The sequence below is a fragment of the Paenibacillus sp. Y568 genome (assembly GCF_059445545.1).
In genome coordinates this window covers 161,589-181,983 of sequence record NZ_JCAIUM010000007.1, presented here as the reverse complement: position 1 = coordinate 181,983, position 20,395 = coordinate 161,589, and the positions used below count along the sequence as shown (strand labels likewise).

Here is a 20,395-nt window from a genome sequence, read left to right as displayed (position 1 = left end):
TCTTCTCTATTGTAGCACTTATAGACCCTCATTTATAACCCCATCGCAATGCCAATGAGATATCCTACCAATCCTCCGAAGATCGAACTCCATATGTTTACCGCATCATTATTCATTCTGAGCCACCCACGTATATGTTCTGTTGGTTGGCTGCAATGATGTAATACTTCAACTTCTCTACCACACACACGACACTTGTACATGACTTGAATAGATGCGCCTAATATGGAGTCTGTAAATGCTCCCACCCATCCAGCAACTAATCCAATGAGTACCCATATCAAAAGTCCATGTAATTGAATATCTAAAGATCCAGTTAAGACTTGTAGAAACCAAGCCATTCCTCCGATCATAACTCCAGCGACAGCTGCTGCAGTGCTCCCTAAGAGAGATACGCCACCCGAAGTTCCAACCGTCAATACCTTCCCATTCAGAACAGATCGTGGAGATTTAGAACTTAGACTTCCGATCTCTGTTGCCCATGTATCGGCAGTCACTGTTGCCATAATACCTATAAATAAATACATCCATTCAACATGTGGCCATATCGCATTTAGAATACATAGCACCATTCCTATTCCACCATTAGCTAGTACTTGCCCTGCGTCACGTCGTCCGGTCTTTGCATAAGATTTCTCCATCTCAGCTTTATGGCTCTGCCGGAACTTGGATAACACGGAGGAAGAGACAAAGAATACCAGTAAAATACCGAACCAGAATAAGCCTCCTGCCGCAAAGTAAACTGTTCCCATGATGGTTGCTGCAACGGCTCCTGACACTGCCAGTGATTTCTTCCAATAAGCCAGAACAGACACGATCATGGCGCATATACTACCCACAATCCACAGCATGAGTTAACCAATAACACAGCTTCCCAGCTGCTGATCTCCCCACGAAAGTTCAAATTGATCTCCAGAAGACACAGGTCCAACACCTGCTGGAGTCCCTGTGAAGATGATATCACCTTTACCTAATCCATAATGTAGGCCAATGAAATCCACAATATTTTGTAGTGAAAAAATCATATCGCTCGCATTACCACGCTGTACTTCAACTTTATTCTTAACAACCGTGAAATCCTGCGACGTTAGTTCATCCGTCCCTGGGAAAGGGACAAATGAGGTCAGAGGTGCAGACGACTTGAACCCTTTAGCTGCTGTCCATGGGTGTCCCTTTTCCTTAATCACTTGCTGCACATCACGCAAAGTGAAATCAATCCCTAATGCCATGACATCCACTAAGTCGTTGACACTAACCCCTTGTTCATAATCCCGCTCAATATGGATAACAAGTTCTCCTTCATAATGTACTTCACCTTGATCCTTAGGCAAAGTAATAACACTTTGATCTAGTGGGATAACCGCATGAGAAGGTTTCATGAATATCATCGGTTCCTTTGGTACATCATTACCAAGTTCTGCTGCATGCAATCTGTAGTTACGACCAACACAATAAACATTACGAAGGGTTGAATTCATGAGTTATATCAGTCCTTTTTTTTGAATTTCCATTGCCAAAATGATTGTTTACGTTCTAGAAAGGTTTCGCTCCATACATTAGGACGATTGGTACAGATCATGATCTCTGAATCGATGGATGCCAGCCGTTTCATACTCCTAACATCATCCACAGTCCATGCCATGACTGTAATCCCTTGAGTGACAAGCATAGATACAAGTGTATTATCCAAATGCGAAGCTCCGATGGACAGAAAGGTACATTGCAATGTTTGAAGTCGATCCAGCAAGTCCAGAGGTCTTGCATCAATGATCAGCCCCGTTTTCATATCAGGATTGATCTCTTTCACTCTTTTTAATGCATCACTATCAAATGAGGTTAGTACTACATCATGCTCCATATTATAATACCGAACTCGATCTATAACCGCTTGCTCAAGACCTGGGTACATATCGCCCAGCGTCTTAAGCTCAATATTCAGGCGAAGACGCCCACAACATCGTTTAAGTACATCATCTAGAGAAGGGATTACTTCTCCTTTAAAAGCACTTCCCTTCCAACTCCCCGCATCTAATTGCTGCAATTGTTCCCACGTGTAATCTTTCACCTTACCCTTACCATTTGTCGTCCGATTCAGCTTGAAATCATGAATGACGACGGGTACTCCATCCATCGATAGTTGTGTGTCGATTTCAACCCATTGCACAAAAGACTCTGCCATAGCCATTCTTATTGCTGCCATTGTATTCTCAGGAGCTTTGTATGAAAACCCTCTATGGGCTACGCATAAATTATTCACAACTCTTCTTTAACCTCCCAAACAGACTAACGAGAATCATGATTTAGGTTTAACAACTGTACCGTCTTTATGAATGGTCACACCACCTATAGACAATTCCTGCATTTCTTGAAACAGTCGTTGTCCGTCTTGTTCTGACATAGGTACCGGTTGACCCAGCTCAGCGTGGTAAGGAATAAGTTTTATCTTGCACTCTCCCTTAGGTGTACAGGTTGTTGCAAAGACTGCTGTCTTCCAAGTCGCTGGTGTGGCCGATTTCGTAAATATGAAATTCCCTGTACTATAAGCGATCCATTTACCCTTATATTGCTCAAGTCCTTGAAGGACATGAGGATGTGATCCAATAACAAGGTCTGCACCCGCATCCACAAATTGGTGAGCAAGCTGTGTCTGTTTCACATTAGGAAGCAAAGCTCGCTCTTCTCCCCAATGTGCCATGACGATAACAATGTCTGCATTTTTACGAGCTGTTTTAATCGACTTCAAAGCAACTTCAGGACTATATACTTGTGCTACACCTGGTTTCCCCTTTTCAGCGAACCAATCTGTATCTGGTGCAACTCGACTAACGGCCACAAGAGCAATTTTTATCCCTTGACGTGTGAAATATTCTGGTGCGTAAGCTTCATCTGCATTCTTTCCCGCACCTGCATACTTAATCTTACTCTCATCTAAATGGGTTAACGTATCCAACAATCCTGAAACACCCTGATCTAGGATATGATTGTTTGCTAGACTTACACCATCCATCCCTGCCTTTTTCAAAGCATCTAGAGCCTTAGGAGAGGACTTAAATACATACTGTTTATTTGTTGCTCCAACCCCTGCTGTCGTTACTGGCGTTTCTAAGTTAGCGAAGGTTAAATCGTCCTTTTTAAAGAGTTCCTCTACGTATTTAAAAGGATAATCATACCCTTTCTGACTTAGGATCCCCTCCACTTTTCCCGAAAATATCATATCCCCGACAAAGTGAAACGAAAGAATCGTATCTGCATTAGGAACGATCTCGCTGGCATCATTCGATTGATCCTTTAGCGTTTGTTTTACAGGATTTGTAGATTCCTTACGCTCTTCAGCTTTTGGTGATTCTTTGGGAGTATCCTTAACCGTGTTCTTAATCTGTTCAATATCTGTTTCAGCAACCTTTGTTGGTTCTGTAATCTTCGCTACTACTCCTGTTTGTTTCAGAGTCTCTTCTGGACTAGATTGTTCTGCCTCTAGATTAGCATCAAGAGAACGATCTGCGTCCACCAGGTCGCTACCTTCTGTTGATGAATTCCCAGTTACAATAGTGTCTGTTACATGCAATGGTTCAGCTAGTTTATCATCCTTAGTTATCAAGTAATAAGAGAATAATACTACAATCAAGGAAAATAAAAATAAATTAAGTAATGTCCGTAACTTACGAAAACGCATCTTCTTTACTCTTCTTGCAGCCTTTCCCTTTTCGGAACGTGGTGGATACATTATTCACTCCTTCTTACATCTGTAAAAATGTATAAACTAGTATTAGTGTTCATTATATCAGGTTCAGTTAAACAAATAGAACCCCCGAATCGTCGGGAGTTCTATTGAATACCATATCTCTTTAGGCATACGTTGTTGAAGCCATCCGAGTGGCTACCTCTTTGGCCTGTTTAATACAGCCAGGAAGTCCTATCCCTCATAACTGCACCTGTCATGATTCATCGCTTTTCGCTAAACGGTTCAGTATCTCATCACGAAGTGTTTCCATATAGAGAGGATCGCTATTTAACGAATCAATACGCATTAAGCGCATATCAAGTTCCTTAGAGATGGCTTGAGCCTCTATGTCCAAGTCATACAATACTTCCAAATGGTCCGATACAAAACCTACAGGTGCTACTAACACATTCTCAATTTGCTCGGCACTAAGTTCCTGAAGTGTATCGAGAATGTCTGGACCTAGCCATGGCTCTGCTGTGCGTCCAGCACTTTGCCATGAGAATTGCCAAGAGGTAACTCCTGTCTGCTCTGCAATAGCGCGTGAGGTCTCTAGTAATTGATCCGGGTAAGGATCTCCCATCTCAACAATTCGTTTAGGTAAGCTATGTGCACTAAAAAGTACCCGTACATCTTCTCGATTAGCTCCCGCTTCCTCAAACTGATCTAACTTCGCACTTACACGTTGGCTCAGAGCCTGGATCAATTTGGGATGGAGATGATAATGCTCCACGAAGGACATATCTATACCTAGCTCTGTTGCTTTCGCTTGAGCACGTTTAATGTAAGACCCTACACTCATAACGGAATAATGTGGTGCCAATACAATACCAACAGCACGTTTAATGCCATCTTTAGCCATTTGTTCTATACCGTCTTCGATGAAGGGTGCAGCATGCTTCAATCCTTGGTAACATACGAACTCATTCTCGGCTTGATCACCATTTTGATTAAGCGTCGCTTCCAGCGTGCTTACTTGTTGGTTAGTATTCTCACGTAGGGGGAATACTCCTCCAACAATAGCTTCATAACGACTCACTAAATCTTGAAGCTGTTCCGGAGTTGGAGCATTCCCTCTGCGGATATGTGTATAGTACGTTTCTATTCCTTCTAGGCTTTCCGGTGTTCCATATGACATAACTAAGACGCCTACTTTTGATTTCACGAACAGTTCACCCCTATGTCAAAATGTAATGTTGTCTTTGATCGTTAAGATTTCAATTGAGAAGCCGAATATTCTTGAATAAATTGTGTTAGCTCGGCTAATTTATCAATGGATGCTTCTGGAAACAATCCATGTCCAAGATTAAATATATACCCAGGTTCCTGAATGCCGTTATCGATAATTTCTTTGGCATATTGTTTAATAACATTCATAGGAGCCGTCAAGATATATGGATCAAGATTGCCTTGCATAGCAAATCGACCACCTGTTCTTCGTCGTCCTTCAGAAATAGACACTCTCCAATCAAGCCCAATTACATCACATTGGACCTTGTTAAGCACAGGTAAGAGTTCTCCAGAACTTACACCAGGAAAATAAATTTTGGGTACATTCAAATCAGAAATTTCGGCAAAGATACGAGTAACTGTTGGAAGCACATACTTCTCGAAATCCTTAGGAGCAAGTGCCCCTACCCAACTGTCAAATAGTTGAAAGGCTTTCCCACCATTGGCAATATGAGCCCTAACATATGTAATAACCATATCTCCAAGCTTGTCCATTAAAGCTGACCAAAGATGTGGCTCACTATACATCATCGTCTTGGTAAGGATATAGTTTTTAGAAGGGCGACCTTCAATAAGATAACTTGCAATCGTGAATGGCGCACCTGCAAAAGTAATAAGAGGTACGTTTAATTCTTTATCAAGAATACGAATCGTCTCCATGATATGACTTAGATCTTTATCTACATCAATAGGACGAAGACCTTCAATATCAGCTGCCGAGCGAATCGGATTTTCAATGACAGGGCCAATATTCTTAACAATATCGAAATCCACACCAAGCGAAGCTACGGGATTCATAATATCAGAGTATAGAATAGCTGCATCAACACCTAATTTGTGGACAGGCATCATCGTGATTTGCGCCGCAAGTTCAGGTTGACGACATATTTCAAGAAGACTATATTTCTCCTTAATTTTACGGTATTCAGGGTCGTAACGCCCCGCTTGTCTCATATACCAGACAGGTACGTGGTTTACATCTTGCTTATAACAAGCTCTTATAAAAGTATCATTGTAGGTCATTCATAGGCCCCCAGTATAGTTAGTTTCCCTTTATATATATTATGCCCTTTTTAAAAGTAAGTAACAACTCTCACAGCGTGTGATGTCATGACAATACTATGACATTCCTATCAGAAGAGACAAATCAAGATGTGATATACTATATAACTATTTCTTTGAAGATGGATTATCATGGCAACTTAGAAAGGAAGTGCACCACTTTTGAAAACATGGAAATTAAACCTGATTGTCCTGTGGATTGGGCAATTTCTCGTCAATGCTGGCACAACGATGATTACACCCTTTTTGGCTTTATACCTCTCTCAAGATTTAGGAGTTCAAGGAGAACATGAAATTGGAATTTGGGCTGGACTCATATTTGCTGCGAATTTCTTGACATCCTTTATTTTTCAACCTATTTGGGGTAAATTGGCTGACAAATATGGACGTAAAATTATGTTGTTACGATCTGGTTTTGGTATGGCCATTGTGATTGTACTTATGGGCTTCGCACGAAACCCTTGGGAATTGCTGTTGCTTCGTCTATTAAACGGTACTATATCTGGCTTCAATCCCGCTGCGATCTCACTTGTATCCGGTACATCTCCTAAAGCCCGAATGGGATTTGCTATGGGAATGATGCAATCCGGCGTAGTAGCAGGTACCATTCTAGGGCCATTAATTGGCGGTAGTTTGGCAGATTTCGTAGGATTTCGTCCTATTTTCTATATCACAGGAACTTTAATTCTTATTGCCTCTTTCCTTGCCCTATTCTTAGTCAAAGAAAACTTTAATCGCGAAGAAGCATCGCATGTCCCACAGGTAACTGTCCTGCAGGGTCTTAAAGAGCTATCGAACATCCCTCAGCTACCCGCTTTATTTGCAGTGACATTTCTCTTACAATTCGCAATGGTAAGTCCCATGTCATTGTTACCGTTGTATGTACAAAAACTCCATAATTCTACAGTAGACATTGCTTTTTGGGCAGGTGCAGTTATAGCAGTAACAGGTGTATCCAATATGATCTCCTCCCCTATACTTGGTAAGATAAGTGATAAAATTGGTGCACACCGTATCCTTACCTATGCATTAATAGGCACAGCCCTAACGTTGATCCCTCAAGCCTTCGTCCAAAGTGTATGGCAGCTCATCACGGTCCGGTTCCTCATGGGTATCTTTATGGGAGGTTTATTACCGAGTGTAAATGCACTCATCCGCTCCTATACTCCTGATGGGATGGAGAGTCGTTCCTTCGGTTTCAACAGCAGTACGCTTGCTTTAGGTAATATGCTTGGGGCCGTTATTGGAGGACTCCTATCTGGGTTTATTGGAATTGAAGGCTTGTTTATTACATCCGGTTGCTTACTACTTCTGAATATGGTGTGGGTCAGATTTAAGCTCTATGCCCACAATGATAAACAACGTCAATTCCATTAGAACGAGCGTTCCAGAGAAAAAAAAGAGACTACCCCCTAAGGTCCATATTAGACCCTAACGGATAGTCTCTTTTTCATTAAGCGTAGATCTTTTTTTATTTCACCCGAGAGATGGATAATCCATCATAGTCTGGAAGTAATGTGCTAACAAGCCGTTCATCCGAAGCCACTTGCTCATTGAACCTGCGCATCCCTTGCACCCCAGGACCATTCTTATCCGAGTTCAAAGTGCGCCCGCGCAAGAAGCAGTTATCCCCTACAATCAATGATCCCGGCTTGGATAACTGAATGGCATAATCTAAATACAAGGGGTAGTTCTCTTTATCCGCATCAATAAAAAAGAAATCAAATGTTCTTCCAGACTGTTTAAGTTCCTCCAGACTATCAAGTGCTGGCCCGATCATATAATTCACGCAATTTCCAAAACCAGCAGATTCAAGATTACCCTTCGCTAATTCCGCATACTCTTCCTTCAACTCCAGTGAGAGTAATTGTCCATTGGCAGGGAGTCCTCTAGCTAGGCATATTCCGCTATATCCACCTAGAGCACCTATTTCAAGTGCGCTCTCAGCACGGGACGTCTGAACCAATAAGGTTAAAAGTCTACCATAGGCTGGCGCTACGGACACTTCAGGCATGTCCTTTTCTCTAATACTTTCTTTCACACGGTTTAATTGCTCATCTTCTTCGTACAATTGGTTAACATATTCATCAGGGGTGAGATTCACTGCCTTTTCCTCCTCGAACTAACTTTCCATATAAGCCTATTTGTTTTATAATGGATGTTTGGTTGTATCGTTATGTGTGACTAATGTAATTATTGTATGTGTTTTGTCGAAAACCGGCAAGGCTCGTTAAATTTATAGGTCTCCTAATGTGGCCATATGGCTACAGGACTGGCCGGATGGGGTTGAATTGTAAAGCATGGCTAATTTGCAACTTATTGCTACTGCACCAATGGGATTAGAATCAATTGTTGCTCGTGAATTAAAAGATCTGGGGTATCATGATTTAACGGTCGAGAATGGACGTGTCATCTTTAGTGGTGACTTAATCGATATATGTCGTTGTAATTTGTGGCTTCGTACCTCAGACCGTGTGTTGATTTTGATGGGCGAATTCACTGCCCTCACTTTCGATGAATTGTTTGAAGGTGTCAAGGCTTTACCATGGCAGGATGTCATTCCACAGAATGGTGAATTCCCAGTTGAAGGACGTTCACTTAAGTCACAATTAAGTAGCGTACCTGCTTGTCAAAAGATCGTTAAAAAGGCGATCGTCGACAAATTAAATCAGACTTACCATACGGAATGGTTCCCTGAAGATGGACCCCGTTATGTTGTTGAGGTCATTATGTTAAATGATGTTGCCTTGATCACGCTAGATACGACAGGATCTGGTCTTCATAAGCGTGGCTATCGTAAGCTCGTAACAGAGGCACCATTGAAAGAGACAATGGCATCAGCTCTTATTCAATTAAGCCGTTGGAACCCGTCCAGACCTTTCTATGACCCATGTTGCGGTTCAGGTACACTCTTAGTCGAGGCGGCGATGGTAGGTTGGAACATTGCACCTGGGCTACGTCGCACTTTTAATTCGGAAGATTGGCCAATCATTCCAGAAGCATTATGGAATCAAGCAAGAGAAGAAGCCTTTGATTCCGTTCGCGATGACATTCCATTGCAGATTTCCGGAAGTGATATCGACCCAGCGGCCATTGAAGTTGCTCAAGCTGCAGTAAACAGTGCGGGATTTGCCAAAGATATTAAATTAGAGGTACTACCGATCGCCAAAGCAAGACCTCAAGGTGATTATGGTGTAATCATTACAAATCCTCCTTATGGGGAACGTTTGAGTGAAATAGCTGAAGTAGAGCAGATTATTCGTGACTTAAAAAGGTTGACCGTAAGTATACCAACTTGGTCATTCTTTGCGATTAGTTCAACCAAACGTTTCGAAACCATCTTCAACAAGAAAGCTGACAAACGTCGCAAGTTATACAACGGAACCATTGAATGTCAGTATTATCAATACCTTGGGCCTCTTCCACCTCGTGGTCGTCAAGAATCTCAAAGTGAATAACATTTCTGTATAATTTCCGGGCATAATCTACAGGAGCGAACATTAAAGCGTATGAAATCATACGTCTTGGTTCGCTCCTATTATGTATTCACATGTTACCTTACATCCCTGTTTCACCTTCAAGGTCTAGCATTTGGCATTTCGTATATAAAAAGGAGAGACTATTCATGTATTCTCATAACAAAGGCATACGCTCTCTGGGCTGGAGCTCACCTAACAAGCTACGTACATTTCACTATTTTAGCTATCCATTATTCATTATTCTTATGTTGTGCAAGTTAACGTTGATCGATAAACGACTGAATATTCCGTATGTTGAGCTTAGTTTTCTAGATTACATCATCGCCATCGGATCCGTTATGATCGTATCGTTCTGGACATTGTGGTTGCCTCGCCATGGCTATCTCGTATCCCTCATTCTATTGAATGTGTTCTTGACAGCCGTGATGTATTCCGATCTCGTCTATTATCGCTATTTCGAGGACTTCATTACGATACCCGTTCTTCTTCAGACCGGTCAGATTAGTTCATTAGGTGATAGTATTCAGTCACTTTTACGTTGGAATGATCTATATTTATTTATCGATTGGTTCATCATCATCGCTTATCTCATCTTTAAGATCGTCCGACGCTCAAGACGCAATACTCAACTATATATATCGCGAGAACAGACACCCGCTCGCAGAGGCGCAAGAGTTATCCAAAGACTCATCACGGGTTTGCTGGTATTCATCATTGGGTCTGTACTTACTTTTGCTCCTATTAAACACTATAGTGACACTTGGGCTAAAGGCTTGTTCGCAAGTAACTGGTGGAACATGACGATCTATAATGTTACCGGGTTACTCGCTTTTCATGGATACGACATTTATCGATATGCACAAGATCATCTTGGTCCTGAACATTCCCTACCACAAGATGAAATGGATGCTATAAAGGATTTATTTCAGCAAAAGAGTGCTCAACGATCCATAAAGAACGATACGTTCGGAACTTACAAAAATAGTAATGTGATCGTCCTTCAAGTGGAAGCCTTTATGAATTTCATGATTGGCAAAAGCGTCAATGGTCAGGAAATTACACCGAACTTCAATAAACTTATGAAAGATAGTATGTATTTCAGCAATTATTATCATCAGACTGGACAAGGAAGAACATCTGATGCAGACTTTAGCTCGCACAGTTCGCTTCACCCGTTACCTTCAGGTTCTGTATTCATCCGTTATCCTGACCATGAGTACAATATGCTACCAGCCATCTTAGAAGAGCAGGGATATTCAACGAACGTATTTCATGCTTACGATAGTAGCTTTTGGAATCGAACCATTATGTATAACCATATGGGGTACGACCGCTTTTTCAGCAAAAAAAATTATACCATCGACGAGCGGCTGGGATGGTCACTTGGCGACAAATCATTCTTTAAACAATCGTTAGATGAAATGGCATCGATCAAGGAACCTTTTTATTCTTTCCTAATCACACTCTCCAGCCATCATCCTTATTCGATCCCCAAAGATAAACATGTGTTAGATGTGGGTGAGTTCAGTGGTACGATATTCGGTGATTACCTGCATGCAATCCATTATGTTGATGAGGCTCTAGGGGAATTTACAGAACAAATGAAAGATATGGGGCTATGGGAGGACACTATTCTTGTAGTATACGGTGATCATGATAATTCGATCAAAGATAAGTCCTATTATGAACAGTTTCTAGATAAAAGCTTAAATGATCTCGATATGGAACAAATCATGAATCAAGTGCCTTTACTGATTCATCTACCCGATCATAAACAAGCAGGAGAATATTCTAAGGCATCTGGTCAATTAGATATGTCACCCTCTCTCCTTCACCTGCTAGGAATTCCAACAGATTCCTACTATATGCTGGGAAACAATCTGTTCTCCAATGATAACCCATTTGTTGTTCTTCGTACTGGAGCCTTCACAGATAATAGAATATTCTATATTCCATCGCCTAGCGGCATATTTGAGAATGGTACTTGCTATGATCTCAGTACACGAGACACGATCGAAGTCGGTGAATGCCGAGTCGGTTATGATCAAGCCAAATTACAACTCCATATCTCGGATCAAGTCATCCAATATGATGTACTAAGTAAAATGGACAATAAATAGGTTACAAAAAAAGGAGTGTTCCCACTGCCATTCTCAATGGCGGCTGGGAACACTCCTTCTTCATTTGTAAGATTAATCATTAAACTCAGAAAGGTTCATTGCGGCTAATCGGCTTTTCTCCTCTGCCAGCAATTCTTCCGTTCGTTCAGCAGCTAGTCCATACTCACTGCCCTGGATGACCTGAACGGCCTGCTCTGTATGGGCTAATGAATTCTCCACTTGATCCAGCAGTTGCTCTGTAGGATGGCTTAGAGCCTTGGATATCGACTGATGGAGCCTATCTACGGCGTTATTCGCTTGTGAAATTGGTGTATTCTTCTGCATACTAGAAAAATCCCGTTTAGACATTTGGTTGTTCCCCCTCACTACATATTCCTAATCATATACACCATGTTTAGCTTGGTTTCGATGAGAAGAAACTATGCATATAGAGAAACTTCATCATTTACCAGTAGATTATTTTATAAAAGGTGCTACTTTTGCAAGCACTTCTTCTTCTGTTGGTGCACTCACATAACGTCCGTTAATATAGACAAATGCTCTTTTACCGCAAGGACCACAGTAAGATTTACATCCAATCTTAATCTCTGTGTCTGGCGCCATCTTTTGGAGCTTTGGTACTATACTTTTGAGACGTGTATGCTTGCATTTCTCACATACACGTATATCATTTGCCATTTTTATACCAACCTTCTTTACTATTTACGACTTTAGTGGTCTCCGTGATTCCCTTTAGATGGATTCGTGATTACAAAACCTTCTTCAGGTAAATATAGATAATCAATCTTCACACCATCCAGCAAAGGTTCACTCGTATTCAAGATGACATCAATATCTTTATCTGTTGATACCACTTCATCGTTCTCTGTTGCCTTATCTAAGTCTAAACCATAATGCGCATGATCACCATGTGCATGAGTGACAAGTACACGAATTTTCAAATCTTTATTCTCTTCTTTGTTCAGCTCTTTAGATAATACTTTTGCCGCGTTACGGGTAATTTTACACTTCATCTGCTGCATCTCCTAATTACGTATGATGTCTTACTCTTTTATTTATTGTAAAGAAACAGATCCTAATTCGCAAGACCGGACTTGTCCATATTTATCGAAAACAGTAATCCATGATCCTTATTATACGTCTATAACTTTGGATATTTACGTTGTATGCGGGTGGTAAACCATCCCATCAAGAACATCGTGACACCAATATCATCTATAGGCAGACCTGGCAATAAGTCAAAAGGGAATAGCCAATATACAATAACAGGTATGAGAAATAACAACTTGTCTCCCAAAGAAACCTGAGATGACGTAATATACCTCCGTATATTACCAATCATCATGGACCAAAACCTAAACGATAGTAATCTTCTGATCTTCATGATTCCTACCTCCATTCTTATACCTTTAAAAAAGAGAGCAACCGCTTGAAGAAAATAGAATCATGCTTAAGCGGCCACCCCCTCTTGTATATCATACGACTTGTGTATGAAAATGTTTCATGAAGTTTTCAAAAACTCATCAATTCTCCCACAATTAAACCCACCTCAAGACTCATATTCCGAAAATCCTGAATGGGAAGAGGGTTTACACCTTGACCGATCTCTACTGTAAAACCTGGTCGTCTGAAATGTTGAATAAACCAATCTTTATATCCAGCGTCACTGCCCTGTAATTTCACGGATCGGTATCCACTCACTTGAGCTAATCTCCGACTCCATTCCTCGCTCACTTCGGGCTCATAATCTCGATAATTCCAATATATTTCTTGGCCTTGACTGTGTAGTGAAATGGCCGCATCGGGAGAAATATCTATTGTAAAAGCAGCAAGTGCGTTGGCTTCTGGTTCGCTTAGAGGGCTTATCCCAGCATAATCACGCGGTAATGGAGATTGCTTCCCTCTACGACTCACTTCTTCTTCCCAATGGGCTGGGAACTGATCACCTAGGTCTACTCCACGAATATTTGCTTTCCAATGTTTGAAATCTCTTCGCTGGCTATTATATTCCATAAGTTCCGTATAGTAAGGATGTTCCTGCGTGACACCTTCTTGAACTAACTCTACACCGTCTGGATTAGCCATAGGAAGCAACCATAATGTACAGTTAGTGAACCACTCTTGTGGATTATATCCATTCCACATTGTCTTATTCTGATATGCTTCCGCATACTCCTCCACGAATCGCATTAAGCATAACGTTGTAATCCATTCATTAGCATGGATAGAGGCATTCACATGTATTCGTCTCTCGCCTGTACCTATTTTTAATATCTCAAGCGACTTACCCATGACACTTTCACCTATCGATCGTGCCTCTATAAACTTATACTTACCCATTAATTCGTTAATATGTCTCATCATATCCATATATCCATATTCGCCTTGTGGCGCAACAATAGACTTCATTTCAGATGTAGGTAATACTAGGACACGACCTACTGGAAATCGATCATGGGAAATCCCAGGATTAAAACCTTCCAAAGCTTGTTCTGTAATAGAGAACTGATCCAATACGCTCTCAAGCGTGTCCCCCATCTGTATCGAATATCTCCGTCGAGGTGTCGATGGAATAAATAATATTTGACCAGGAATAAGGTATGGTTGTTCAGTTGCCCAAGGGTTGGCGTTCACGATATTTTCCGGCTTAAGTCCTCTTGCCGAAGCAATGCGTTGTAGGGTATCTCCTTTACGTACAATATATTGAAGCATACATACCTTCCTTTCTGGGATATGAACGTGAAGCCTCCAATAGTAAAGTTAGAGTGGTTAGATTGTATGCCCGCATTGTTGTCCATCATGCATAAATAATTGCTCTTTCTAAGACATCATTAAGGGGTTGTCTCTATGTAGAAGAAAGTTAGGTGTCCTGAGAGAACGCTGCCATACACCAACGAATGGCATAAAAAACCTCAGCTCTATGTAAACGAGCTGAGGAATCGTTCTTTACACTATCACATAGATAGGGGGCACTGAAGTGACCTTGACCTGCTATTTTTGTGCATCCGTTTTTTTTAAGGAATTCGGTTCATCATTCTTCAAACTTAGATACTTGCCACACGACAGGTGTGCGTCGGATCTGTTCACCTAACCATTCATTCGCAATCTTCTTGAATATCTCGCCATCCCCACTACAGAAAAATTGATGTATCGGGCTCTCATCACTCTTAGCGAGTTGACCCTTTTGATATAATATGGTGCTAATTTCTCGGGCTGTCTCCTCTGCCGAACTGATTAGTTTGACCCGATCTCCCATAACCTCTTGAATCGATTCCGTAAGAAAAGGGTAGTGAGTACATCCAAGAATCAGGCAATCAATAGAGGTGTTCCGGATATTCTCCAAAGATCGTTCCACAATATGTTGCGTCTCACTTGATCGAAATAATCCTTGCTCAACAAGAGGTACAAGCAATGGACAGGCCTCACTAGTCACATTTACATAAGGTGATAGTTCTTTTAATGCATGAGTATAAGCTCCACTACCTATCGTACCTACGGTTCCGATAACACCTACATCCCCCGTCTTTGTAGCTGTTATCGCTGCACGAGCTCCTGGATGAATAACACCAATCACAGGTATGGATACTTTATCTTGAATATATGTGAGTGCTGCTGCTGTTGCTGTATTACAAGCAATAACAATCATTTTCGGTTCAAATTGGATGAGAAAATCAACAATTTGCTCAGTAAATACTCTAACTTGCTCAGATGACCTTGGCCCGTAAGGCGTACGTGCAGTATCTCCATAATATATAATTTTTTCTCGAGGGAGCTGTCTCATCACTTCTTTAGCTACCGTTAGTCCCCCCACACCCGAGTCTAAAATTGCAATTGCATGTTGCACGAACACACCGCTTCTTTCTGTATCGAATTCTGTTATCTACTCTGCTACCATATGTCAATGATTATTATAACGTACCTTGAAACTTAGCCCAATTCTTTTAACTCTTATAGAATCGTACATAGTGTCTTGAATTCACAGAAAAACAGACCTTACTCCCCTTAGAATCATAGGGTAAGGCCTGAAATTCAAGTTATTAGATCAACTCTTCATCCACAAAAAGATCAAATGCATCTAATTCTGGTTTCTCTTGATCTTTCTCTTGTATTGATGATATCTCAACCTTCTTTTCTAGAGTTTCATCTTTACAATGCCGCCATGATTGAACGTCTTGAACGATATCCGTTGCCTTATTCTTCACAATTCCATAGATAACGGCACCCTGTTCACCAGCTACGCTCACTAGTTCTTGTGTCTTATCACTTACCTGACGTGTTTTTTCTACAATATCCTTGCGTAGCTCTGTACCTTGCTTCGGTGCTAATAACAGGGCAGTTACAGACCCCACAACACTTCCAATCAAAGCTCCCCACAAAAAGCTCTTGTTACTATCTTTCATTGTCCATCTCTCCTTCATCCTTAGCTTTAGACTCCCCCTGACTTTGGATAGAGTAATAATCTTTACTCTCCCTACTTCCAAGAACGGGCGAATGCCTATTTGTTAATGCATTATAGTCAGAAGATACTTGTCTTGACACTCAAGGACAACCGAAAATATAAATTATTATTTAAGATGGGTTGTTACGTTGGATTTGAGCTGCATGCGCAGCTCCTGGATTCAGATCAAGGACATATCGTGGTGGAACAACTATTGCATGTTGATGTTCACACAAATAAGCCTTGTCTGCCGAAGTTCCAATGGACTCACCGTCCTTGATGATATCACCCTGATCATATAAATACTTAGATATCACGAGCAAGTCTCTCGCTACCTCGCTAGGATCCATATCGCGGAAATGACACTGAGCATCTGGAATTCCCAATGCAGATAATCCTAGAGTATCCATGATCATTTCCTTTTCTTGACCCGTACTATACAGACGAAGATTTACTGCACCATACAACTTCTCACCTAGTTCAACAGCTTCTAGATATGTTGTAGGTTCAACGAGTTTGTCACTAGTATGCCAGAACATCGCTTTACAAGGGACTGTTTCAAGTATGGCTCTAACGACTCCCAATATAAGATCGAAACGATCCTTATAGGGTAATCCTGCCGTAAATAAATCATGGAAACGAATACTGTATGTACAGTTATCTATCGTTTCGCGTGCGTTCTGCCAGTGAAATGATTGCTGGAGAGCACTATCAAAACGACGAATATCTTGAAGAATTGCTGGTTCGTATATACAGCTCTGTGCTGGTACTTCAGCATCTTCAAAAGATACTTTGTGATCCATATGGAAAAAGACCTTAGGTTGTATCTGTTCTTCGCCAGACGTAACTGCTTCCAGCGCAAATGGAGAAGGAATATTATTCTGTCCATCTGATATTTTTATGGATCCTGTATATTTTTCAATATTAGCACGGAGTTTTTCACTTGATACATTAGGCATCTTGTCGAATAAGAATTCAATCATGTAGATAGGTTCGAATCCAGAAACATCACTTTCATTTAATTGCTCTTGATGATTAGTGTTTGTATCTTCCATACAATAACGTGCTCCTTTTATGTTTGTACATATCCTAATTCCTGATCTAAGTAATTCCCCACAGATGAGGAGAAATCATTCAGAACTGTAGGAAGTACACTAGTGAGGTGATGAAGAGAAGTCCGATCCCATTCATAATAATTCTGTACCAATGGTTTGCGAAGTTGTACCAGTTGTATTAAGACAGCATGTATTTCACTGTTAAATACCTTTTCCTCATAAGTAATATCAAGGATATCCTGATAACTACTAGCATCACGCATGATGAATCCATCAATAAGGTAACTACATACATCCGTAACCACTTCAATAGCTAAATGAAGAGATCTCTCTTGGACAAATCCCAAGATAAGACCTCCATCCCATTTTGCTGTTGCTGTTTGTAAACCTAGAACAATTTCAGGAATCGTATGCAACCGTCTTTCGATCTGTTCTCTATTGACATAGTACATAGTTCTACCCCCATGACATCTGATAACGGATATTTTCTTCTATGTTATAGTTCGTAATCGACTGCGACCGAGCTTTCTTTAAACTCATTCATATGTTGGATAACTTCTTGGTGAACAGGATGAATTTGATAGGATTGAAGATCCTCTAAAGACTGTACTTCCGCTATGAGAGAAATATCATATGAACGTTCCGAACGAATCACATCTACACCAATTTCTAATGACACAAGCTGAGGTATTCTACCTTGCATATTTCTTAATATGGTTGCTGTTCTATTCACACTTTCAGGAGAACTATCCTTTAATTTAAAGAATACAATATGTTTTATCATGAATGGCTCCTTGTCCTCTAAATAGTATAAGGTACACCAAAAAATATAACATAACCCATGCCTTTGGGAAAGGAACTTGTCAGCTATCACTTATCTTTGTCATCCTTTTGCTTATCCTTATTTTTTAATATCGTAATAATTCTTATTACTTTGTTAGGTAGCGGTAACCCCAACCGTCCATAATTCTCTGTAATCGATATCAACTCATTCGCCATGTAGAAATAGACAGCCCCACTTTTCACCATACCTATATCCTGACCAAGTAGACCATCCATCTGATGAGCTAAGAGGATGACAAGAAACATTAAGGCTTTTCTAGTTAATCCCCAGAACCCAATTTTGCTGTTGAGTCCTGTACGATCCTTAATTGCTGCCAGTACCCCTGTAACATAGTCAATAATAATAATAACGAGAAAAACACTTAACAGATCGTCCCACCCTCCAAAAGCAAAGGCTAGAACTGCTCCCACTGCCCCACTTGCTCCTTGTACAACCATTGAATTCATTGCGACCACTCCTTGTAAACATTACATACAACATCATATGAATAGTTCTGATAGAGTGCGAAGCCATTTGTCATCTATTTAATAGATTTATAGAGTACATTTAAGTGGAAATATACGACAGGTTCGTTTTGCTATTGAAACTACTACTATAAATAGGGTAAAATTTATATTAAAAAAAATATCGGAGGAAATATGCCTACACAACCAGAAAAACATTCAATTCAGGCGTGGTCTCTGATCAATCGCAAGTATTTAGGAAAAGGCGTGCGTGTGAAACGATTCCGTAAACCGACACGTTGCCAAATTCGTAATCGCGTTCTACTCGCTATTTTAATGGCAAATGACATCAAACTATCCTATTTGGCTGAGCAACTCTCTGTTTCATCAAGAAGTGTAAGTGCTTGGGTGTACGAAGGCCGGGTTCCTGGTAAGAAGAACATGGAGAAAGTGTGTCAATACTTAGGATATCCTCGACATATTCTATTTAATGAAGACCTTCTCTCGAAGAGTCCCATCATATGCCAGCCCGCTCATTCCAGATTTATGCGCAGAACACTAACTCGTTCTCCTGTAAGCAATAAGATTCTGACAGGGCTTTGCATGGTCCATGACTTATCCGTAAGTGATGTGAGTGACTGGATTAACGTTCATCCAGGTACATTCCGCAAGTGGTTACATCAAGGAGCATTACCTTCTATGACCTTTCAAGAAAAAACGGAAGGATTCTTCCGCATTCCAAAAACGATATTATTTGCGGATTGCGTATTGAAGGACAACTCCATCCAATCCATATGAGTCAAGTAGAAACGGTAATACTGTCCTTTTTCAAAGACGGCAACCATTCCAACGGAAATATCAAAACAAAAATAGCCTCTTCATCCCAATTGGGTGCAGAGGCTATTTCAATTAATAGTCAATTTTTAACCGCTAGTAATGCACTTATCGTTAGAAGATGTTGTGTCTTTCCAAATCACATTTTCTCCGTAGTTCTTCCCCCAGTCATACATCATGCGTAGAACTGGCATTAGACTTTGACCGTATTCAGTTAAAGAATATTCTACTTTGGGTGGAACCTCCGCATATACTTTTCTCAGAACAAGCTTATCTTCTTCCAATTCTCGCAATTGATTGGTTAGCATTTTTTGGGTAATGTGTGGAATAAGCTTCTTGAGTTCACTAAATCTCTTGGTTCCTTCGAGGCCGAGATGCCACAAAATAATCAGCTTCCATTTACCACCGATAACGGCAAGCGTAAGCTCCTTCTCACAGTTGATTTCTTTCAAGTTAATACGATCTTTAATCTGTGTTGCCATATTATTAACCCCCCCCCTCACACTTATCATACTACATCATGCCCTAGGGACTCATTTACGCACAAAAACGAATACCTATCCACATGGGTAGCATTCGTTTTTGTGTTGAATGGCTTTCTATATGTTATTATTCCAGATTAGCATGTTTACCGAACATTTGCTTCGTAGTCTGACCTGTCTGCTCCATCATTTGTAGAATGATAGCATCGTAGAATATCAGCATCGTCTGCTCAAATAGTGAAGCCATCGGCTGAATGGTCGTATAACTTCCACTCTGATCCTTCGGTGACCCTGGTAACTTCACGGTGTAATCTGCTAATCGACCAATCGTCGATTCCGGTGTAATGGTAACTGCTACAACGGTGGCACCTATCATTTTGGCCCTTTCTGCCATCGAAACAAGGGACTTTGTTTCACCAGAACCAGATCCAAGGACTAACACATCTTCCTTATCGATTCCAGGAGTAATGGTATCTCCAACGACATATGCATCAGTACCTACATGCATGAGCCGCATGGCGAATGCCCGCCCCATTAATCCTGATCTTCCAGCTCCTGCTACAAATACTTTGCTAGAACGCAAGAGAATCTCAGCCAGTTGACTATCTTCTCCTTCTCCGATCTGTGACACGGAATGCTGTAGCTCATTTACAATTTCCTGTGTATAATCCACTGTATTCATTAGAA

24 protein-coding genes are annotated in these 20,395 nt (G+C 40.8%); 4 read left to right on the top strand and 20 right to left on the bottom strand.

The window, feature by feature from the left end; all coding sequences use genetic code 11:
- Positions 1-32 precede the first annotated feature (32 nt).
- From AC1D7X_RS12155 to hemE, 6 genes are all read right to left on the bottom strand, one after another.
- Positions 33-851, bottom strand: coding sequence for a DUF92 domain-containing protein (locus AC1D7X_RS12155; protein ID WP_495455504.1), 819 nt, complete (start codon positions 849-851; stop codon positions 33-35).
- A 3-nt stretch (positions 852-854) separates the two neighbouring features.
- A complete protein-coding gene (locus AC1D7X_RS12150) occupies positions 855-1,478 on the bottom strand; it encodes a fumarylacetoacetate hydrolase family protein (protein ID WP_495455503.1) in 624 nt (207 codons plus the stop codon).
- 8 nt (positions 1,479-1,486) lie between these two features.
- A complete protein-coding gene (locus AC1D7X_RS12145; protein WP_495455502.1) occupies positions 1,487-2,257 on the bottom strand; it encodes a glycerophosphodiester phosphodiesterase in 771 nt (256 codons plus the stop codon).
- 36 nt (positions 2,258-2,293) lie between these two features.
- Positions 2,294-3,724, bottom strand: coding sequence for a CapA family protein (locus tag AC1D7X_RS12140; protein WP_495455501.1), 1,431 nt, complete (start codon positions 3,722-3,724; stop codon positions 2,294-2,296).
- A gap of 211 nt (positions 3,725-3,935) precedes the next feature.
- Positions 3,936-4,886, bottom strand: coding sequence for a ferrochelatase (gene hemH / locus AC1D7X_RS12135; protein WP_495455500.1), 951 nt, complete (start codon positions 4,884-4,886; stop codon positions 3,936-3,938).
- Positions 4,887-4,930: 44 nt separating this feature from the next.
- Positions 4,931-5,974, bottom strand: a complete 1,044-nt coding sequence (hemE, locus tag AC1D7X_RS12130) for a uroporphyrinogen decarboxylase (protein ID WP_495455499.1) — start codon at positions 5,972-5,974, stop codon at positions 4,931-4,933.
- A 201-nt stretch (positions 5,975-6,175) separates the two neighbouring features.
- Here hemE and AC1D7X_RS12125 point away from each other — a divergent pair, with 201 nt between their 5' ends.
- Positions 6,176-7,390, top strand: a complete 1,215-nt coding sequence (locus AC1D7X_RS12125; RefSeq protein WP_495455498.1) for an MFS transporter — start codon at positions 6,176-6,178, stop codon at positions 7,388-7,390.
- A 94-nt stretch (positions 7,391-7,484) separates the two neighbouring features.
- On the opposite strand, the gene AC1D7X_RS12120 is transcribed toward AC1D7X_RS12125, so the two are convergent.
- The gene (locus AC1D7X_RS12120; RefSeq protein ID WP_495455497.1) at positions 7,485-8,117 is read right to left on the bottom strand and encodes an O-methyltransferase; all 633 of its coding nucleotides are present in this window, start codon (positions 8,115-8,117) and stop codon (positions 7,485-7,487) included.
- 196 nt (positions 8,118-8,313) lie between these two features.
- Here AC1D7X_RS12120 and AC1D7X_RS12115 point away from each other — a divergent pair, with 196 nt between their 5' ends.
- Together AC1D7X_RS12115 and AC1D7X_RS12110 are read left to right on the top strand one after the other, a co-directional pair.
- Positions 8,314-9,471, top strand: a complete 1,158-nt coding sequence (locus tag AC1D7X_RS12115; RefSeq protein WP_495455496.1) for a THUMP domain-containing class I SAM-dependent RNA methyltransferase — start codon at positions 8,314-8,316, stop codon at positions 9,469-9,471.
- A gap of 167 nt (positions 9,472-9,638) precedes the next feature.
- Complete coding sequence (locus tag AC1D7X_RS12110) at positions 9,639-11,612, top strand: LTA synthase family protein (protein ID WP_495475298.1); 1,974 nt, start codon at positions 9,639-9,641, stop codon at positions 11,610-11,612.
- 72 nt (positions 11,613-11,684) lie between these two features.
- On the opposite strand, the gene AC1D7X_RS12105 is transcribed toward AC1D7X_RS12110, so the two are convergent.
- The 11 genes from AC1D7X_RS12105 to AC1D7X_RS12055 form a co-directional block, all read right to left on the bottom strand.
- On the bottom strand, positions 11,685-11,960 hold the full coding sequence (locus AC1D7X_RS12105) for a hypothetical protein (RefSeq protein WP_495475297.1): 276 nt from the start codon (positions 11,958-11,960) through the stop codon (positions 11,685-11,687).
- 108 nt (positions 11,961-12,068) lie between these two features.
- A complete protein-coding gene (locus AC1D7X_RS12100; RefSeq protein WP_495455493.1) occupies positions 12,069-12,290 on the bottom strand; it encodes a YuzB family protein in 222 nt (73 codons plus the stop codon).
- A gap of 32 nt (positions 12,291-12,322) precedes the next feature.
- Complete coding sequence (locus AC1D7X_RS12095) at positions 12,323-12,625, bottom strand: iron-sulfur cluster assembly accessory protein (protein ID WP_495455492.1); 303 nt, start codon at positions 12,623-12,625, stop codon at positions 12,323-12,325.
- Between the two features lie 128 nt (positions 12,626-12,753).
- The gene (locus tag AC1D7X_RS12090) at positions 12,754-12,996 is read right to left on the bottom strand and encodes a hypothetical protein (protein ID WP_495455491.1); all 243 of its coding nucleotides are present in this window, start codon (positions 12,994-12,996) and stop codon (positions 12,754-12,756) included.
- Between the two features lie 128 nt (positions 12,997-13,124).
- Positions 13,125-14,324, bottom strand: a complete 1,200-nt coding sequence (locus AC1D7X_RS12085) for a M14 family zinc carboxypeptidase (RefSeq protein WP_495475296.1) — start codon at positions 14,322-14,324, stop codon at positions 13,125-13,127.
- Between the two features lie 319 nt (positions 14,325-14,643).
- Entirely contained in the window at positions 14,644-15,456 is an 813-nt protein-coding gene (gene racE, locus AC1D7X_RS12080) for a glutamate racemase (RefSeq protein WP_495455489.1), read from the bottom strand.
- Positions 15,457-15,649: 193 nt separating this feature from the next.
- Positions 15,650-16,012 (bottom strand): YtxH domain-containing protein, encoded by a 363-nt coding sequence (locus AC1D7X_RS12075; protein ID WP_495455488.1) that lies wholly within the window; start codon positions 16,010-16,012, stop codon positions 15,650-15,652.
- A 169-nt stretch (positions 16,013-16,181) separates the two neighbouring features.
- Complete coding sequence (locus AC1D7X_RS12070) at positions 16,182-17,105, bottom strand: DUF4261 domain-containing protein (RefSeq protein ID WP_495455487.1); 924 nt, start codon at positions 17,103-17,105, stop codon at positions 16,182-16,184.
- 17 nt (positions 17,106-17,122) lie between these two features.
- A complete protein-coding gene (locus tag AC1D7X_RS12065; RefSeq protein ID WP_495455486.1) occupies positions 17,123-17,557 on the bottom strand; it encodes a DUF86 domain-containing protein in 435 nt (144 codons plus the stop codon).
- A 44-nt stretch (positions 17,558-17,601) separates the two neighbouring features.
- Positions 17,602-17,889 (bottom strand): Dabb family protein, encoded by a 288-nt coding sequence (locus AC1D7X_RS12060; RefSeq protein ID WP_495455485.1) that lies wholly within the window; start codon positions 17,887-17,889, stop codon positions 17,602-17,604.
- Positions 17,890-17,975: 86 nt separating this feature from the next.
- The gene (locus tag AC1D7X_RS12055) at positions 17,976-18,395 is read right to left on the bottom strand and encodes a phage holin family protein (protein WP_495455484.1); all 420 of its coding nucleotides are present in this window, start codon (positions 18,393-18,395) and stop codon (positions 17,976-17,978) included.
- A 192-nt stretch (positions 18,396-18,587) separates the two neighbouring features.
- Between AC1D7X_RS12055 and AC1D7X_RS12050 the strand changes: the two genes are divergently transcribed.
- Complete coding sequence (locus tag AC1D7X_RS12050; RefSeq protein WP_495455483.1) at positions 18,588-19,190, top strand: helix-turn-helix domain-containing protein; 603 nt, start codon at positions 18,588-18,590, stop codon at positions 19,188-19,190.
- A gap of 125 nt (positions 19,191-19,315) precedes the next feature.
- On the opposite strand, the gene AC1D7X_RS12045 is transcribed toward AC1D7X_RS12050, so the two are convergent.
- A complete protein-coding gene (locus AC1D7X_RS12045) occupies positions 19,316-19,708 on the bottom strand; it encodes a winged helix-turn-helix transcriptional regulator (protein WP_495455482.1) in 393 nt (130 codons plus the stop codon).
- Between the two features lie 127 nt (positions 19,709-19,835).
- A complete protein-coding gene (gene hxlB, locus AC1D7X_RS12040; RefSeq protein WP_495455481.1) occupies positions 19,836-20,390 on the bottom strand; it encodes a 6-phospho-3-hexuloisomerase in 555 nt (184 codons plus the stop codon).
- Positions 20,391-20,395: the final 5 nt, after the last annotated feature.

What these genes read in the sequence shown, in the direction of transcription:
- AC1D7X_RS12155 (WP_495455504.1), bottom strand. Translation starts at nt 851, where the DNA reads ATGCTGTGGATTGTGGGTAGTATATGCGCCATGATCGTGTCTGTTCTG.
- AC1D7X_RS12150 (WP_495455503.1), bottom strand. Translation starts at nt 1,478, where the DNA reads ATGAATTCAACCCTTCGTAATGTTTATTGTGTTGGTCGTAACTACAGA.
- AC1D7X_RS12140 (WP_495455501.1), bottom strand. Translation starts at nt 3,724, where the DNA reads ATGTATCCACCACGTTCCGAAAAGGGAAAGGCTGCAAGAAGAGTAAAG.
- hemE (WP_495455499.1), bottom strand. Translation starts at nt 5,974, where the DNA reads ATGACCTACAATGATACTTTTATAAGAGCTTGTTATAAGCAAGATGTA.
- AC1D7X_RS12115 (WP_495455496.1), top strand. Translation starts at nt 8,314, where the DNA reads ATGGCTAATTTGCAACTTATTGCTACTGCACCAATGGGATTAGAATCA.
- AC1D7X_RS12110 (WP_495475298.1), top strand. Translation starts at nt 9,639, where the DNA reads ATGTATTCTCATAACAAAGGCATACGCTCTCTGGGCTGGAGCTCACCT.
- AC1D7X_RS12105 (WP_495475297.1), bottom strand. Translation starts at nt 11,960, where the DNA reads ATGTCTAAACGGGATTTTTCTAGTATGCAGAAGAATACACCAATTTCA.
- AC1D7X_RS12100 (WP_495455493.1), bottom strand. Translation starts at nt 12,290, where the DNA reads ATGGCAAATGATATACGTGTATGTGAGAAATGCAAGCATACACGTCTC.
- AC1D7X_RS12095 (WP_495455492.1), bottom strand. Translation starts at nt 12,625, where the DNA reads ATGAAGTGTAAAATTACCCGTAACGCGGCAAAAGTATTATCTAAAGAG.
- AC1D7X_RS12090 (WP_495455491.1), bottom strand. Translation starts at nt 12,996, where the DNA reads ATGAAGATCAGAAGATTACTATCGTTTAGGTTTTGGTCCATGATGATT.
- AC1D7X_RS12085 (WP_495475296.1), bottom strand. Translation starts at nt 14,324, where the DNA reads ATGCTTCAATATATTGTACGTAAAGGAGATACCCTACAACGCATTGCT.
- AC1D7X_RS12075 (WP_495455488.1), bottom strand. Translation starts at nt 16,012, where the DNA reads ATGAAAGATAGTAACAAGAGCTTTTTGTGGGGAGCTTTGATTGGAAGT.
- AC1D7X_RS12070 (WP_495455487.1), bottom strand. Translation starts at nt 17,105, where the DNA reads ATGGAAGATACAAACACTAATCATCAAGAGCAATTAAATGAAAGTGAT.
- AC1D7X_RS12065 (WP_495455486.1), bottom strand. Translation starts at nt 17,557, where the DNA reads ATGTACTATGTCAATAGAGAACAGATCGAAAGACGGTTGCATACGATT.
- AC1D7X_RS12060 (WP_495455485.1), bottom strand. Translation starts at nt 17,889, where the DNA reads ATGATAAAACATATTGTATTCTTTAAATTAAAGGATAGTTCTCCTGAA.
- AC1D7X_RS12055 (WP_495455484.1), bottom strand. Translation starts at nt 18,395, where the DNA reads ATGAATTCAATGGTTGTACAAGGAGCAAGTGGGGCAGTGGGAGCAGTT.
- AC1D7X_RS12050 (WP_495455483.1), top strand. Translation starts at nt 18,588, where the DNA reads ATGCCTACACAACCAGAAAAACATTCAATTCAGGCGTGGTCTCTGATC.
- AC1D7X_RS12045 (WP_495455482.1), bottom strand. Translation starts at nt 19,708, where the DNA reads ATGGCAACACAGATTAAAGATCGTATTAACTTGAAAGAAATCAACTGT.
- hxlB (WP_495455481.1), bottom strand. Translation starts at nt 20,390, where the DNA reads ATGAATACAGTGGATTATACACAGGAAATTGTAAATGAGCTACAGCAT.